The 16,157-nt window shown below is 61.7% G+C and carries 9 protein-coding genes and 1 pseudogene; all 10 read right to left on the bottom strand.

Features of this window, described 5'->3' with window-relative positions; all coding sequences use genetic code 11:
* Positions 1 to 2: 2 nt before the first annotated feature.
* A complete protein-coding gene (locus OUZ52_RS08915; protein WP_266158036.1) occupies positions 3 to 1,577 on the bottom strand; it encodes a hypothetical protein in 1,575 nt (524 codons plus the stop codon).
* Positions 1,570 to 2,841, bottom strand: a complete 1,272-nt coding sequence (locus OUZ52_RS08910; RefSeq protein ID WP_266158035.1) for an OmpA family protein — start codon at positions 2,839 to 2,841, stop codon at positions 1,570 to 1,572. The genes OUZ52_RS08915 and OUZ52_RS08910 overlap by 8 nt, the downstream gene beginning before the upstream one ends.
* A 19-nt stretch (positions 2,842 to 2,860) precedes the next feature.
* Positions 2,861 to 5,161 (bottom strand): type VI secretion system Vgr family protein, encoded by a 2,301-nt coding sequence (locus tag OUZ52_RS08905; RefSeq protein WP_266158034.1) that lies wholly within the window; start codon positions 5,159 to 5,161, stop codon positions 2,861 to 2,863.
* A gap of 203 nt (positions 5,162 to 5,364) precedes the next feature.
* On the bottom strand, positions 5,365 to 8,016 hold the full coding sequence (gene tssH, locus OUZ52_RS08900) for a type VI secretion system ATPase TssH (protein WP_266158033.1): 2,652 nt from the start codon (positions 8,014 to 8,016) through the stop codon (positions 5,365 to 5,367).
* Positions 8,017 to 8,069: 53 nt separating this feature from the next.
* Positions 8,070 to 9,200 carry a type VI secretion system baseplate subunit TssG gene (tssG, locus tag OUZ52_RS08895; RefSeq protein WP_266158032.1) on the bottom strand — a complete coding sequence of 377 codons (1,131 nt, stop codon included), beginning with the start codon at positions 9,198 to 9,200 and terminating at the stop codon, positions 8,070 to 8,072.
* Position 9,201: 1 nt separating this feature from the next.
* Positions 9,202 to 11,112 carry a type VI secretion system baseplate subunit TssF gene (gene tssF / locus OUZ52_RS08890; protein WP_266158031.1) on the bottom strand — a complete coding sequence of 637 codons (1,911 nt, stop codon included), beginning with the start codon at positions 11,110 to 11,112 and terminating at the stop codon, positions 9,202 to 9,204.
* A gap of 77 nt (positions 11,113 to 11,189) precedes the next feature.
* On the bottom strand, positions 11,190 to 13,031 hold the full coding sequence (locus tag OUZ52_RS08885; protein ID WP_266158030.1) for an MltA domain-containing protein: 1,842 nt from the start codon (positions 13,029 to 13,031) through the stop codon (positions 11,190 to 11,192).
* 191 nt (positions 13,032 to 13,222) lie between these two features.
* Positions 13,223 to 14,298: pseudogene (locus OUZ52_RS08880) on the bottom strand (IS3 family transposase).
* 199 nt (positions 14,299 to 14,497) lie between these two features.
* The gene (locus OUZ52_RS08875; protein WP_266158029.1) at positions 14,498 to 15,058 is read right to left on the bottom strand and encodes a suppressor of fused domain protein; all 561 of its coding nucleotides are present in this window, start codon (positions 15,056 to 15,058) and stop codon (positions 14,498 to 14,500) included.
* Positions 15,055 to 16,157 (bottom strand): RHS repeat-associated core domain-containing protein (locus tag OUZ52_RS08870; RefSeq protein WP_323135330.1); only part of this gene is annotated, 1,103 nt, incomplete at its 5' end. The genes OUZ52_RS08875 and OUZ52_RS08870, both read right to left, overlap by 4 nt.

Genomic DNA, 16,157 nt, shown 5'->3' with positions numbered 1-16,157 from the left:
GACTAGCCGCGGGCTTTGGCCAGATCCATCACCTGGACACGCTCCAGGGTGTGGTTTGCTCCACGCGAATAGCGCAGATGCCAATAAAACATCGCCCAGGTATCGTCCTCATCATTGAACATGGTCTCCCCATAGATTTTAAGAATCAGCACCGGCAGGCCAAACTTGATCGCCTCGCCGGCCGGATACACGGCCAATGCATAAGCCGAGCCGTGATGATTGACGATTTGCCACATGCCCGCGGTGATGTTCGAAGCGATTTGCGCGGCATAGCGAAACTCCGAGTGGCTCAACAACGTAAAGGTAATTTTCTGGTTTGGCGGCACCAAGGGCGCGCCGGCTTTCTGATAAGGCGTAAAGCCATCCCAGCCCTTTACGTGTTTGGGCGTGACGAAACTATTGCCCCAGCGCACATGCGTATGCATGCAGTCGTGTACGCAAAACGGCGCCATGGCGATTTCTTTCAGCGTCGGGTCGTTTGGATACGCGCTTAAAACCTTGGCAGGTGCCAGCATTCTGGGGGCCAGATGCAGGCTGTCGAATTCGCCCTGGCCGGCTAATTTTTCGATATCGAACGGCTGGCTGCTTTGCGTATCGGGGCCCCACGGAGTGAGCGCGTTGACCTTGCCCTTGGCGACGGCGCCGCTAATCGTCCTGGCTGCCTTGGCCGGGTCGACCATGACGTAGTCACCGAGCGCCGGCTCGACCGTGTAGTGGCTGAAGGTGGTGTCCCAGGTCGTGGGCGGCATGGCGCTGTTGTTGATATCGGCAAAGAATTCCGGGCCAATCGGCGGCAGCATGTCTTCTTTGCCCATCTTGCTGTGTCCGGGCGGAATACTCTTGGGTCGCTTGAGCTTGATCTCGGCGACGATGTTGTCGAGCGGCTGATTCGCCATCACCTGGATCAACGGATAAATGCGCCCGGCACCGAGCACGCCGCCAGGTTCGAAGTTGTTGCGCTCCTTGCCGCAGACCAGGCTGACCACGACCACGATATACAGATTGGGCAAGTTGATCGTGCATACCGTGCCGCATACAGCGTCGACCGGCATGCTGGGTTTGGCCGGGTCAGGCATAAAGCCGGGGCTGTTGTAGATGTTGTCCGCCACCGGCGCCGGCGGCGAGCTGGCTTCGGCTGGACCGAGGTCGTAGCAGAACACGTTTTGAAAACTCAGGTCGGTGTTCATTTCGAGTTGCCAGAAGCCGGCGCTGCTGTCGGGTACGTGGCCGCTTTGCAGGTACTCGCTCAAGACCAGAAACGGCGCGGTCAGCGGCACCTCGATGGTGTTGCCGCGCGCGCTTACCGAGACCGGGCCCCAATCGATGGATTCGCATACCGGCATATTCATAAAATTCATGCCGCGCACACGGCACGACAGGTTGCTGATATGGGCTAGCTGCGCCGAGTTGGACATGAAGTCGAGCTGGTAATGCCAGATCGATTTCAATGCGTTGTCTTGCTGCGCACTCGGGTCAGGCTCCGGCAGCGGCGAACTGACACCGACGCCGGTGCCGGTATGGCCATGGGCCGCGCGCAACAAAGTGCCGCTGTTGAGCACATCGTCCAGATTAGGCATGGTCGCTCAGTTCACTGTTTTCTACGGACGCCACCGTGCTTATCGCCGGTGAGACGATTTGCGTCACGCGGTATACCGTGCCGGGATGGCCGACGATCATGATCTCGCCGCGTTCGTCGGTGATATACATCTGGCTGCTGCCGTCTGGCGCCAGCACTTGCACCTGTGCCTGACATACCGGCTCGCCACTGACTTCATTGCGAAACCGAAACAACACCGGCATCGGCGCCTGTTCGCAGGCGGAACCATCGACCAGACGATCATAGAAGCGGCAGGCGAAAGTGTCTTTGTCCTGATCGTATTTGCGCGAGCGATCCGGCCATCGGCCGGACCGTCGCCGTTCGCCATCGGACCAGAAGCGCTTAGTGCAACCGGCAACCCCGTCGGCGGCGCGCGGGCAGGGCCACTTGGCCGGGTCGACCTGGGCGCCGGCTTGAAACAGCAAGATCAGCACGCGGCGATTGGGTGCGTTACTGGCATCGCGAAGACGGCGCTTGTCCGCGTCCGAGGCATCGTCGTCCTGCGTTGACAGCACCAGCAACGGATTGAACTCGCCGCAGCCCTGGTAATCGCCCTTGCCCCCGGCATCTTGTCCGCCGGCCAGGAAATCGCTATCGCTGAGCACGAAGCTGCTGCCGCACAACTGATCCATATAGTCCTGGTACAACTGGGTGCGTTTGGCTGCGTCGCTACGGTAGTCGTCGAGGGTTGCTTCGCTGGGCTGCGGCGGCGTCGTCGATGGCGGCACTGCGGCCGCGTCATCGGCGGCGGGTTCGTTTGCCGGCGCCGGCGCCAGCGCGATCAACATGCTGCTAAGCGCGTTGTCACCCCAGCGGTCGTCGCCTTGCGGCTCGCGGTAGAGTTTTTCCCAGAGCTCGGTTTTGCGGCTCAGCGCGGCATAAATAGCGCAGGCGCGGCGCCCGCTCAGCGTTTTGTTGTCATCGTCGCGGCCGGTCGGGTCCGCGTGGCCGAAGACAGTGATGGGGCTGCCTGGGTGCGCCTTCATCAGCTGCGCCAATAGCTGCAGCTCGGCTGCGGCGCCGGGCTTGACGAATGACGAGCCGAACTCGAAGCGCACGTCATCCACACGCCAGCAGGCGATCGGCTTGAGCGGTGCCTTGATCAGGTTAAAGGCGTCGTCGGTGGTCGGCGCCACCAGCGGTAGCAGGGGCGCTGCTTCGGTGTGGCGTGCCGCCACCCCGCCACTGCTGCCTTGCAGGTCGCCCGATGGCGGCTGTGTTGCGGCACTGTCTGGATCGATCATGAACGTACCGGTGCAGGCATCAGGCGGGTTTCCAGGCGTCTTGATCGAGGTTGGGAAAGCTCACCTTGCATTGGCCGGGATCGATATGGGTGACTTTGTAGCGGCCTTTTTCGTCGGTGGTGCCTTCGGCCACGGTGCTGCCGTCGGGTAGCGTGACGCGCACGCTTTCGCCGGCGACGGGCTTACCGTTGTCGTCGACCAGTTCCACTTCGATGTAGTGGGTTTTCTTTTTGTTTTCGTCGGCATCGGGATCATGCACGGCGGCATGCCCCGGCGGCTTGGCCGGCCGTGTCTTGCCCAGCGGCGAGACATCCATCTTTTGCCCGGGGATGGCCTTGTCGGCCACCGCGGCGGCAAGCACGGCCAGTGGCGGCACCAGTGAAGCGGCCGAGCCGGAAGCTTGTGGCCCACCGCTGTTAATCATCACGATGGTGCCGACGATGGTCACCCCGGCCGGCGAGATGGTGATGTAGTTGCCACCGACCTTGAGCGTAATCATCGCGCCGGCTTCGATCACCACGTTGGCGCCGGCATTGAGGTAGTAATTGCTGGCAACCTGCTCGCTGTGGCTTTGAAACGATTCGCCGACCGCGCCGTCGACCTTGACCGACTGCGAGCCGCTGATCTTGATCGCCTGCTTGCCGCTGATCTTGAGGTTGTCGTCGCCGGCAATTTCTACGGCATGATCTTTCTTGATATAGAGATGATGGCTGCGGTGAACTTCTTCCAGGCGGTCGCGCTTGACCACCAGGTGGCGATCTTGCTCTACCCACTCGCGGCTGTCGTTCTGTACGCGCAGGTCGAGATCCTTTTGCGCATGGATGAAAACCTGCTCGCTGCCTTTCTTGTCTTCGAAACGCAGCTCGTTGAATCCATCGCCGCCCTTGCTGGACCAGGTCTTGATGGTCGACTTGGTCATTTCGCCGGGCAGCTCGTAGGGCGGCGTGTTGTCGCCGTTGTAGACGCAGCCGATCACGATGGGGCGGTCGGGGTCGCCTTCGAGGAAATCCACAATCACTTCCATGCCTACACGCGGCAGATAAAAACTGCCCCAGCCGCGTCCGGCCCAGGTTTGCGCCACGCGTAGCCAGCAACTGCTCTTGTCGTCGTGATGATCGCGGCGATCCCAGAAAAAATGCACCTTCACCCGGCCATGCTTGTCGGTGTAGATCTCTTCGCCCGGGGGGCCGGTCACCACCGCGGTCTGCGGGCCGGGCATGCGCGCCCTGGCGGTGGTCAGCGGCGAGCGGTAAGGCACGTCGTGGGGGATCACCGAGAAATTATTGTGATAGCTGCTACTGCCGTCGCCATCGAGGTTGTTGTTGCCATGATGCTCGACGCTGACGATGAGAAAGCGCTGGTTGAGATCGTCGTCAGGGTGATCCTCGAGATCGAAGACGTAACCGGCGGTAAGCAGGCGGGCATCGCTTTCGCCGCGCAAGGTTTCGTGCTCGGATTCTTCGACCTCGACCAGCAAGCGCGCGAGTTTCTCGCCTTGGTTGCGCTCGGTGTAGCCGGCTGGCGAAATAAAACGTTCGTAATTGCTGTTGTCGCCGATCTTCACCATCGAATCCGCGCTGGCGGTCAGGTCGGTGGCCGGCTTTTCGAAGTTGTAATCGTGGGTGACGATGCGCCCGCTGCGAATCAGCTCGCTGCGGCTGATGCCCGAAATGGTGTCGCCATCCTGATAGTTGCCATGTAGCCCGAAGCGAATCTGAGGCGGATCCAGCGGCGGGTTGCCGTCCTTGTTGTCGACCAGGACCAAGGTCTCGGTCTTGGCTTCGTGGCGGAAGTAGTAATAAATGCCGGCGCGTTCGAGCAGGCGTGCGATGAAATTGAAATTGGTCTCGCGATACTGGGTGCAATACACCAGCGGTTCGTAGGTTCCGGTGAGCTGGAACTCGTAGTCGCTGAACTGAAAGTCGGCGAAGATCGCCTCGACGATTTCGGGAATGCTCTGGTTCTGGAAGATGCGGCAATCTTCGTTCAGCATCATCAGCCGAATCCAGGGCACGATCTCGCAGTGATAGGTGGTCAGCGTTTCATCGCTGGTGCCGGCCGCTTTGCGCGTGCCCAGCCGGGTGAAGCTGGATACCAGGCCGGTCCAATGGCGTTCGGCATCGGCGGTTTCGATGCCCAGGGTTACCCGCTTGCCGATCAATTTGTCCGGGGTGATGTCGTCGCGCTCGGACAACAAGGTCAGCTTGAAATGAAACGGCTGCGAAAGATGCTCGCTGCCTTCGAAAGTCTGGATCAGCAGTTCGTCTTCGCCCAGCGGCGTGCCCAGGGTGAAGGTACGTTCGCGAGTGGTGAACGGCATGGCGGCACGCGCTTGATGGCAAGGTGCCTATCCTGCGGACTCGTTATCGCGATGCCTATTTGCGGGAAGGTCTAGGCCGTGTGGCTATATCCGCCGGGCTGGTCGGTCGAATGGCCAGTTCGCTTCGACCAGCGCCGATCCACGTGGCGTCGTTGAACGATCGGCGCGCGGGCGTACCGACCGTTGGTTGCGGCATCGTTCGCTCAGGCTTCGGACAAGGTATAGGCGAAGCGGCCGTCTTCGCCGACGCTGGCATGGATGCGCTGCACGGCTTGGCTCCGGCTCATCCGCTCCAGAACCTCAGCGGCGATCTCCGGCAGCAGGCTGCCGCTGAGGATGTTGTCGATATTGCGGGCGCCGGAATCGACCTCGGTACAACGCGCGGCGATGGTTTCGACCAGGGTGTCGTCGTAGTCGAAGCGGGCACCGTGGTTGGCGGCGATGCGGCGGGCGATCTTGCCCAGCTTCAGCCGCACGATCTTCTTCATGTTCTCGTCTTGTAACGGATAGAACGGGATTACCGTGGTGCGGCCGATAAAGGCCGGCTTGAAGTGCTCCTGCAATTCCGGCCGTAGCAGTTCGTTGAGCTGTTCGGTGGTGGGCACCACGCCATGAATCGAGCAGGCCTGCATGATCAGCTCGGTGCCGGCGTTGGAAGTGAGGATGATGATGGTGTTCTTGAAATCGATTTCGCGGCCTTCGCCGTCCTCCATCACTCCCTTGTCGAAGACCTGGAAGAACAGCTCCAGCACATCCGGATGGGCTTTCTCGATTTCGTCCAGCAACACCACGGAGTAGGGGCGGCGGCGCACGGCTTCGGTCAGTACCCCGCCTTCGCCATAGCCCACATAGCCGGGCGGCGAGCCCTTCAGACTGGAGACGGTATGCGCCTCTTGGTACTCGCTCATATTGATGGTGATCATGTTGCGTTCGCCGCCGTAGAGAATGTCGGCCAGCGCAATCGCGGTTTCGGTTTTGCCCACACCCGAGGTGCCGACCAGCAGAAACACGCCCTTGGGCTTGTTCGGGTCTTCCAGGTTGGCGCGTGAGGTGCGTACGCGCTGGGCTATAGCCTCCAGCGCATGGCTTTGGCCGATGACCCGTTCTTCCAGTTGCTCGCGCAGTTTGAGAATGGTCTGGATTTCGTCCGCGACCATTTTGCCGACCGGGATGCCGGTCCAGGCGGCGATGATTTGCGCCGCGGTATTGGCATCGACCAGGGCGTTGACCATCGGTGACGGGCCTTGCACGGCCTTGAGCTGGGCACGCAGTTGGTTGAGTTCGTCGATCGCGGCGGTGCGCTCGGGCGCATCGGCGGCCAGTGCCTCGACGGCATCGAGTCGGGCGTGGATCTGGCCGACCAGTTCCAGCTCCTGTTTCCAGCGTGCTTCCAGCGTCTCCAGGCTAGCCTGGAGTGCGTTGGTTTCGGCATCGATCTCGGCGATGCGTTTGCCGTGGTCGCTGCCGCCGCTGGCCTCCTTGATCAGTTGTTCGCGTTCAGTGGCCAGCGCGTCGCGCTGCTTGCGGGCATCTTCGACCGTCGCCGGTATGGCATTCAGGCCGATGCCGATTCGCGCGCAGGCGGTATCGAGCACGCTGACGGCTTTGTCGGGCAGCTGCCGGCCGACGATGTAGCGCGCGGACAGCTTCACCGCTTCGGTGACGGCCTCATCCAGCACGCGGACCTGGTGATGCAGTGCCATCGCCTTGGCGACCCCGCGCAACATGGTCACCGCCTTGGCCTCGTCGGGCTCCTCGACCTTGACCACCTGGAAGCGACGGGTCAGCGCGGCGTCTTTCTCGAAGTATTTTTTGTACTCGCCCCACGTAGTGGCGGCAATCGTGCGCAGCTCGCCGCGCGCCAGCGCGGGCTTGAGCAAGTTGGCGGCGTCGTTCTGGCCGGCCTGGCCGCCGGCGCCGATCAGCGTGTGCGCCTCGTCGATAAACATGATGATCGGCTTGCTGCTGGCTTTGACCTCGTCGATCACACCTTTCAGGCGATTCTCGAATTCGCCCTTGACGCTGGCACCGGCTTGCAACATGCCGAGATCCAGCGATAGCAGCTCGACCTGCTTGAGAATCGGCGGCACGTCGCCCGCTGCGATGCGCGCGGCCAGCCCCTCGACCACGGCGGTTTTGCCCACGCCGGGTTCGCCGGTAAGAATCGGGCTGTTCTGGCGGCGGCGGGTGAGCACGTCGACCATTTGGCGGATTTCCTCATCGCGTCCGAGCACGCTGTCGAGCTTGCCTTCGCGCGCACGCTGGGTGAGGTTGCTGCAGTATTTGTCGAGGTTCGGCGTGGCGCTCGGCTTGCCGCTCTCCGCCGGGTTGGTGGGCGTGCCGATAGTGCCGCCATCGCTGTCGCCGAAGCTGCGCGCTTCGCGCGCTTCGGCCGAGGCCTCGACCAGCGCAGGAAAATGTTGGCGCAGTGTTTCGATATTGACCTCGGCCAGCGACTTCGCCGCCACCAGCCGGCGCAGCTCGGGCACCGCCAGCAACGCGACCAACAGGTGACCGCTGCGTATTCTGGTTTCGCCAAACTCGATCGAGGCATAGGTCCATGCCTGTTCCAGCAGCTCGGGGATATGCGCGGACAACGCCGGGGTGCGGGTGTTGCCGGTCTTGAAACCATCGAGAATCTGGCCCAGTTCGCGCTCTAGTTTTTCGGGGGCGATATCGAACTGACGCAGGATGCGGCGGATGTCGCTGTTATCGACCTCCAGCAGTTTCAACAAGACATGTTCGATTTCCACATCGTGGTGCGTGCGCGACAGGCACAGGCCGGCGGCCCCTTCCATTGCGCCTCGGCAGGTGGTGTTCAGTCGTGCCACCAGTGCTCGCAGGTTTACCGCCATGACCTATCTCCTTAGTAAACAGTGATGCTGCCGGCCAGCCCGGCGCGCGGGTTTCAAGTCAACCCCATGAAGACAAAGCGGCACTCGTCGGCCGCCTGTTCGCTGCGCCGCCCGGCCAGCCAGCTGTTCCAGCCCAGGCGCGCGGGTCGGCTGCCGCCGATGCGCGTGCGTGGCACCGCCTCGGCACGCAGTAGCAGTTGGATGTCCAGATCCAGCGCCAGCCCGGTAAGAAAACGCAGCAGCTCGACCACCGCGCCAAGCAGTTCGCGATGTGGCAGCAAGGCTTCGAAGCGGCGCAGGCTCAACGGGCCGATGCGCAGGCGCACCGTGGTTTGCCGGTCCCAGTAGTGACTGCCCAAGACGCAGCCGTCGCCAAAGCGTTGGTTGCTGCGCCCCAGCCGGGTGCGGTCGGCGAGCGGGATGCGTTGCCAGGTACCGTGACAACCGATCACCTCGACCGTGGCGCCGACGACGTCACCGACGACTTGGGTCAAGGCGCCCACGCCGTGCGGCCGCTGCGCGACCAGTCCGCTGTAATAGCCCAGCGCGGTGCCCGGTAGTTTGCTCTTGCGTGCGTCGTGGTGTGCGGGATGGGCCAGCGCATGCAGCGCCGGTGTGCCCAGGCCGATCAAGTCATAGACATGGCGCAGCACGTTGTGGCCGCCATGGATACGATGGGTGCCGAACTCCTCACTCAGCTCGGTACGGTGTTTGGCCCAGGCGCGCCAGAACAGGCCGATCAAACGATGGTTAAAGATATCCAGAAAATCGCGCGGCGCCGGATCGCGGAACTTTTGTAGCGCGATCAGCCATTCGGTGTAGTGCAGCGGAAGTACGCCGGAAGGGCCGGTGAGCCCGACGAAGTTCACGCTCATGCGGTAACGCGCGGCGTGCTCCGCGGCATCGGCGTCATGCTTTAGCGCGTGCAATTCGCTGGCCGGAAAACTCAGGCTTGCCGGCACCGTGAAGCGCAGCGGTTCGCGCAGGCCGGCCGCGCCCGAGCGGGGCGGCACGCCATGCACGTGGTAAAGCAGGCGCACCGCCTGAAAGAAACCATAGCGATGCGGTTCGCGCAGCAAACCATCCAGCGGCGCGCGTGGGGCCAGGCCGGGCAGGCTGGCTGCGCCGGCCAGCAGTGACGGTGTGGCGACGGTGGATTCGCGCGGGACTTGGCTGTCTTCCATCTCAGACCAGGGGCTGCGCGCCGGCGCGCGGGGCGAAAGTCGCCAGCGGCTCTTCGCGCTGCAGGCTGTGTGCGGTGAGCCGGGTAAACGAGTTGGCAGTGCAATAAAGCCCGAAAAACAGTTCCAGTACCCGGGCCAGTAGATAGGCTCCCGAGCCTACGTATTGTTCTTCGTCAAACCGCAGTTCGATTTCGGTGCCGCGCACGAACGATTGTCGCGGCGCCTTGCCGATCCGGCCCAGCGAAGGGCGACTGCTGACCTCGACGATGCCGGCGATCTGCTTGCGCAAGGTGGCTGAGTCGGTGAAGTTGTACAGGCTGAGAATTTCCAGCAAGGCGTCGCGGCCGCCTTCGACAATCGATAAATGATTCAGTGAAAGGTGCGAGATCAGCCGCCATTGATTGGCCATGCGCATCGGTGCGCGCCAGGTCGGGGTGGGCTTTTTCAGCAAGCGTGCCTGGCCGATGACGCCGCCGTTTTCTATCTGCAAGGCGCTCTCCTCACCGCCAAACGGCAGCAGCGACGGTAGATCGCGATTGGTGCAGGTGATCGACAGCGACAGGGTTTCCACCGCCGGGACGCACGGGTCCATCGCACGGTCGACCAGGGCAATGGCGACCTCGGTACCATCGTCATTGGGACGCGCCGATGGCTGCCGTTGGGCGTGCCAATAGCAGCCCTTGTCCTCGCTACCGAGGCCATGGCGGGTCGAGAAGAATGGCAAGAACTCGGTGCCGACCGCGGTGTCGCCGCTGCGGGTCAGGCGTTGCACGCGATCGATCGAATACACCTCCAGACCCAGCGGGCGGCGCACGTCGGGAATCACCGGGTACTGGCTCAGTTCCTGGCTGACACGGATCGGCTCGGCCTGCTGGGTGAACAGGTTGACGATGGGTGTGCAATGCAGCCGGAAGGTATCCCGGTTGACGGTTTGTTCCATCCGCGCCGCACGCTCGGGCCGTCCAAAGGTACGCAGGGCGATGCGTAGCTCGACCGAGCGGCTGAAGCGCTTGAGGTCCAGCCCATCGATATCGATGAACAGGAATTTCTCCGGCAGCGTGAAGTACTCCTGCAGCAGGCGGTAGCCAAGAAAGCTGCGCGGGTCGTAGTCGAGCAGTCCGTCGTCGCTATCGAAGCCGACCGCGCGGATGTTTTCTGCCGCCAGCGTCTGCGCGGCCACTGGCGTTTCACCCTCGGGCGCTACCACCGATATCGCCTCGACGCTGTTGAGCAATAACTCGTGCAGCGCATGCACCAAGGGGCTTTCGCCGTCGAGATAAAAGCGCAGGCGGCGGATCTCCAAGGCGGCCAGGCTGGCTTTGCCGACGACCCCCAGGCGAATACGCACGGTAGCCGCGACATGGGTGCCACGCACGGCGAAGGCCGAGCGCTCGACCGGCTCGAAGGCCGCTTCGCTGACTTTCAGCGGCCACACATCCACCGGGTAAGCGGTGCGGTAGCGCACCGGCATGCCTTGCACCGCACGGGTCAACAAGGGCGTGCCGCGCGGCAGCGATTGCACGCCGCTCAGTTCCGCGCCTGGGGTGGCGGCAAGCTGGGCGATCGACATCGACGGTATCGGCCGCAGGTAGTGCGGATACAGCACCGACAGCAGGGCTTCGGTGATCTGCGGAAAATCGTCGTCCAGCTTCTTGTGAATGCGCGAGGCGATAAAGGCAAACGATTCGATCAGCCGTTCCACATGCGGGTCTTCACAGACGTCGCCTTCCAGTGCCAGCCGCGCGGCAATTTTCGGGTAGCGCGCGGCAAACTCCTTCGACAGCGAGCGCAGGCTGGTCAGCTCGTTTTCGTAATAGGGCAGCAATTCGTCGAGCATGGCCATGACAATGGGTCGCGGCCCCTGCCGCGCTCCATCGAAGTCTCGAACGATGGCGCAGGCGGCGATATCCATCGGAGGGTCTAGAACCTATGGCGGTGACCATGCATGCGGCGGCGCCACCGTGCCTGCGGCGCTGCGGTGGTGTCCGCTCAGTTCTCTACGCAGCTTTGGTCGTCGGGAATCACGCAGTCAGGCGCCGCGGCCGAACTGCCCAGGCTGCGTGTGCGTACCCGTGGATTGAGCGCGCCCAGGGTCAGCCCCTTGGGCAGCAGCAACCACATCCGGCCATTGGCATTCATCGCCGCCGCCATATTGCCGGCGTCGTCGCCGAAGCCCCAGAAAAAGTCGCCGCGCACACTGCCGCGAATCGCACCGCCGGTATCCTGCGCAAACATCAGCCGGTCGATGGTGCCGGCGCCATGCGGTGCCGCGGTAGTGACGAAGACCGGTGCGCCCAGTGGCGTAGTGCGCGGATCGACCGCCAGCGAGCGGCCGGCGGTGAGCGGCACGCCGAGTGCGCCCAAGGGGCCTTGCGGACCATCCGGGATCACCCGGAAAAACACATAGCTGGGATCGCCGATGCCACTGCTGGCGCCGACGCCGGACCTGGCGGTTTTCTTGTGCCCCGGATCGACGGCCATGCGCGCCGCCTCGCTGCCGGTCATGGTGATGGTCGGATGGGTTGCCGGTGCCGGCGTCGATGTATCGGCCGCGCTGGCTGGCGCCTTGCCCAGCAGCTGGGCGATCATCGCCTGCACCTGCGGGTCGCGGGCCCTGGGCGCCGGGGTGTCAACAGGCAGTGGCGCCGTCGCTGCCTGCACGGTGGCGGTCGGCGGACTGCCGCTGTGTCGTCCCAGCTGTTCAATCATCGATTGAACCTGCGCAGTGCGCGGTGCCGAGCCGGTCGCGGCGGCGACCGGCGTCGGCGCGCTGGCCTGGGTTGGATAGCCGGCGGGGTGATCGCCGCTGCGTTTGAGCTGGGCAATGATGGCGCTTACGTCGTCGTTCGTGTTGGCCGCCGTGCCGGCGGCCGAGGCTGCACCCAGGCGCAGGCCGCGGGTCTTGATCGCGCTGTCGGCCAGGGCGCTGTCGCTGGCTGAGGCATTGGGCAGAAACGGCTGGCCATTCTGTTCGGCATAGGCGACGCGGATCAGGTTGCCGTTTTGCAGGCGGATCTTGCCCGAGCCTTGCACTTGCATGGAGTAGAGCGCGTAGGCGTCGTCGACCCAGGCGATCACCTCGGCGTCGATGCCCGAGCTCTCGATTTGCTGGCGGTTGTAATAAGGCACGATGCGCTCGCCGTCGATACGCACGCGATAGCGTTTATCGGCCACGCCGGCGCTACTGTCCTGCAGCGCCAGCTCGTAATCGTGCGCATCGCTGCTGCCCGGTGCGGCGGCGAGCAGACGGTTGCCCTCGATGCGAAAGGCCTGACGGTTGGCGCCACTCAGCGAGCGCGCATCCAGCTCATACAAATCATGCGGCTGGGCATAGACCGGGTAGCGAAAATGCTCGTTGCGCTCGCTGCTGCCATCTAGCTGCGGCTCGTAGTAGCCGGTGATGCGGCCATCGATCGAGGTATCCGGGTTCATCACCTGATAAACCTGAAAATGCGCCTCGAAGAAGTGCCGTGCCGTGTCGTCGCTGCTGCCGTCGGCCGGCGTCAGCCCGGTACAGGCCGTACTCCAGGCATCCTTGCGCGCCAACACCGCGCAGCTGCGACTGAACACAGCGAGGCTTTCGCGCACCGCATCCGTGCGCCACCCTGGAATGCTGTCGAACGGCACCGGCTGAAAACGCGCGTACTTGGTGACAAAGGGTTGCCCGAGGTCGAATTGCCCTGGGTCGCCAGCCGCCGGCGATGCGGCGGATGAGGATGACGCTACCGGCGCCACCGTTTGCGCATAGGCGGCGATGCTGCCGCAAAGCAACAGTATGCGGACACCGCCGCTAAAGGCATGCTGGATATAGGTGCGACGTCGCAGCGACATGAGGGTCTCCCTTACGCGAGAACGCCCACCATGATTGGCATCGACGCGCGTTATCGCCATATCTCGGACGCGCTATGGCGACTGCGGGAGATGGCCGGGCGTTGGCGGCGAGGTGTTTGCTATTAGCGTAGTCATTCGGCTCAGGTCTGCTCAGGTAATCCCCCCGCTTTTAGCGGACGCCAAAAGTGGAGCTAGGCAACAAGGGCTAATTTCTGCATCGGCGTGATGCCGCCGAGCGCCATATTCGGGCGCTCGTGGTTGTACGTCCAGAGCCAGCGTGTGGCCATGTCCTGCGCAATCAAACAAGGTCCGTGCAAGCCACGCATAGCGCACGGTTCGGTTGTAACGTTCGACGTAAGCGTTCTGCTGCGGCTTACCTGGTTGGATGTGATCGATCCGGATATCGCGCTGTGCGGCCTAGGCCAACAAGGTGCCACTGATGTATTCGGGCCCGTTATCGCAGCGGATCGCTGCGGGCTCGCCGCGCCATTCGATGACCTGTTCCAGGGAGCGAATCACCCGGGTCGAGGGCAGCGACAAGTCGACCTCGATCGTCAGTCCCTCGCGGTTGAAATCGTCCAGCACGTTGAATAGCCGGAAACTGAGCCCGTCGCTGAGCTGGTCGTGCATGAAATCCATCGACCAGACCTAGTTGATCGTCTCGGGTACAGCCAGCGGCTCAGGCCGCTCATGCGCAAGCCGCTTCTTCGGCTTGACCCGCAGGTTCAATTCCAACTCCCGGTAGATGCGGTAGACGCACTTGTGGTTCCAGCCGAAGCCCTTCACGTTGCGCAGGTGCAGAAAGCACAGCCCGAAGCCCCAGTCACGATACGCCGTGGTCAACCTCACCAGCCCATCGGCGATCATCGCGTTATCCTCGCGTGCCTTGGCCTGATAGCGATACCCGGTCTCGCTCAACGCGAATGTCTGGCAGGCATGCCGGATGCTCGAACGCCCGCCTTCAACTGCCCAGCGGGCCATCTCTCGGCGCTGAGATGGCCTCACCATTTTTTTCCATCGCCTCCTTCAGCAGCTCCGCGCTGAGCTGGGCGTCGGCGTACATCTTTTTCAAGCGCCAGTTCTCGTCCTGTAGCTCCTTGAACTGGGACATCAGCGATGCGTCCATGCCGCCGAACTTGCTGCGCCACTTGTAGAACGTTGCTGAGTTGATGCCGTGCTCGCGACACAATTGCGGCACCTGTGTACCGGCCTCGGCTTGTTTGAGCACGGCCAGAATCTGGCTGTCGGTGATTCGGGATTTCTTCATGGAACCTCCTCGGGGCAGACTACGAGAAAATTCCACTTCTGGCGCCAGCTAACGGGCGGGGGATTGCCGGACTACGAATTAAAAGTGAGGCATGGGTGACATGCTATTCCCGAGGCTGGAACTCGCGCCCCTTTGTCAACTCTGACATTTTCCTGATCCCAATGATTCACCTTGAACCCTAAAAGACCAAGGCCTAGATTCAAGTGGCTCTGGTGTAGTCGTAGAGGTCTGGGTCCACAATTGCTAGCCGATCCTCAAATTTTTCCCAGCCATGCTCGGCTTCGAATCTGACTTCGTCATCGAGCATAGGAACTAGCCACGCAAAAATTACGTCCCCTATTTTTTCCGTTGAGACAGAGGTGAACTCATCGGGAAAATAGACGGGAATCGTTACATAAAGCGCCTTAGGCTCGAACGATGGGAATAACGCTCCGCGTGGTCCAATAACTTCACCTCTTAGGTAGGCGTGCCCACGTGTGATTGCCTCTAACCCAGCTTGTTGAATAATTCCAACGATATTGGATGGTACGGCGTCGGCGCGAAAAAGCATTATCAGCTCTTGCCGAATGATCTTATTGGATAGCGTTGATTTTAAAGGGTGATTGCTTAGCCCCAGAGTCGCAAATGTCACGCTACCTTCGATGGGGCCGCTTTCGGTGCGAACAACCTGAAACGGCATGGAATTGCCATCGGCATCTTTGCTCCAGCCCTCAGCAATTTGACCTGAAAACTTCTCTAAATGCTCAACTATATTTGTCATTTGTTGAATCGCCCATCGTTATTTTGGCCGCTTCGATTGCATCCAATGCATTCAAGCCTAACGCCTTCTTGGTAGGCGTTTATTATATCTTGTCTTGTTGAGGAGGTCGGAAAGTAACGATTTGTCCACGAGGGAACGTGACTGCCGTCCCAATCTCGCTTTTCTCCGCTGAAGGGGGGGACAAGCACTTCCGTTTTGCAAGTAAAGCACAGGCGCCCACCATTGGGACCCGGCTCTGCATTGTCCCAAGCTTTCTGAACTGTGGCGTTGCGGAAGGTGCTTCTATTTGTCAATGCGCCGCGTACATTCGATCCTTGAACGGCAGGGCAGGTGCTATAGATGGCCTCACGCTGCATGTCTCGAAGGACTGAAGCAAGGAATTCGACGTCGGCTTCGGTGTAACGAATGCTGCCGGCTGGGCCAATTGTCTGATAGGCATAGTCCGGGTCGATGGCCCGAATTTGTCTCATCAGCGTTTTGAGCTGTGTCAGGACGAATGGGCTCGTTTCGGTTAGAACCTCCCTCATCTCCTCTTCGTCTTCATCTGCCAAGCCAGTAGGGTCCACAGACACTAACGGGTTCCCACCTACATAGGCGTAAGTACTGATACCACCATTGAGCCCCATGGGATCAGACTGACAGTAGCGCCCCGTTGCAGGTTCGTAGCAATCCCTAAATCCGTTAGTGACCAGCCCTGACTCTAGATTGAAGTATTGGCCAGGAAAGCGAAGGTTGAAGACGTAGCCGCTGCTTGACGTAGGCTGCTGCTCACCAAACGGATTGCCCTGGTAAGACCACAGCCACTGCGTGATGCCGGCAGCATTGCTGATAGCGCGTGGCGTACCCAATCCATCTGCGTGCACATAATTAAAGGTGCTGGTCGTGCCGTTGGTATCAACCATCGCCACCGGCAAGCCTGCCATCCAGATGTAGTCGCGATTGATCGTGCCGTACTCGCCGATCAACTGACTGCCTTCGTCATAGGCAAAGCGTTGGCTGCTCACTTGGGGCAGCATGGACGTCTTGGCAATACGCTGTCCCAGGGCGTTGTAGGTATACGTGCCGACCGTGCTGCCGTTGAGCTGTACGACGGTCATGC

Source organism: Dyella silvatica (assembly GCF_026283955.1).
GTDB lineage: Bacteria > Pseudomonadota > Gammaproteobacteria > Xanthomonadales > Rhodanobacteraceae > Dyella_C > Dyella_C silvatica.
The sequence above is the reverse complement of the archived record's forward strand: the minus strand, read 5'-3'. Positions and strand labels throughout refer to the sequence as shown.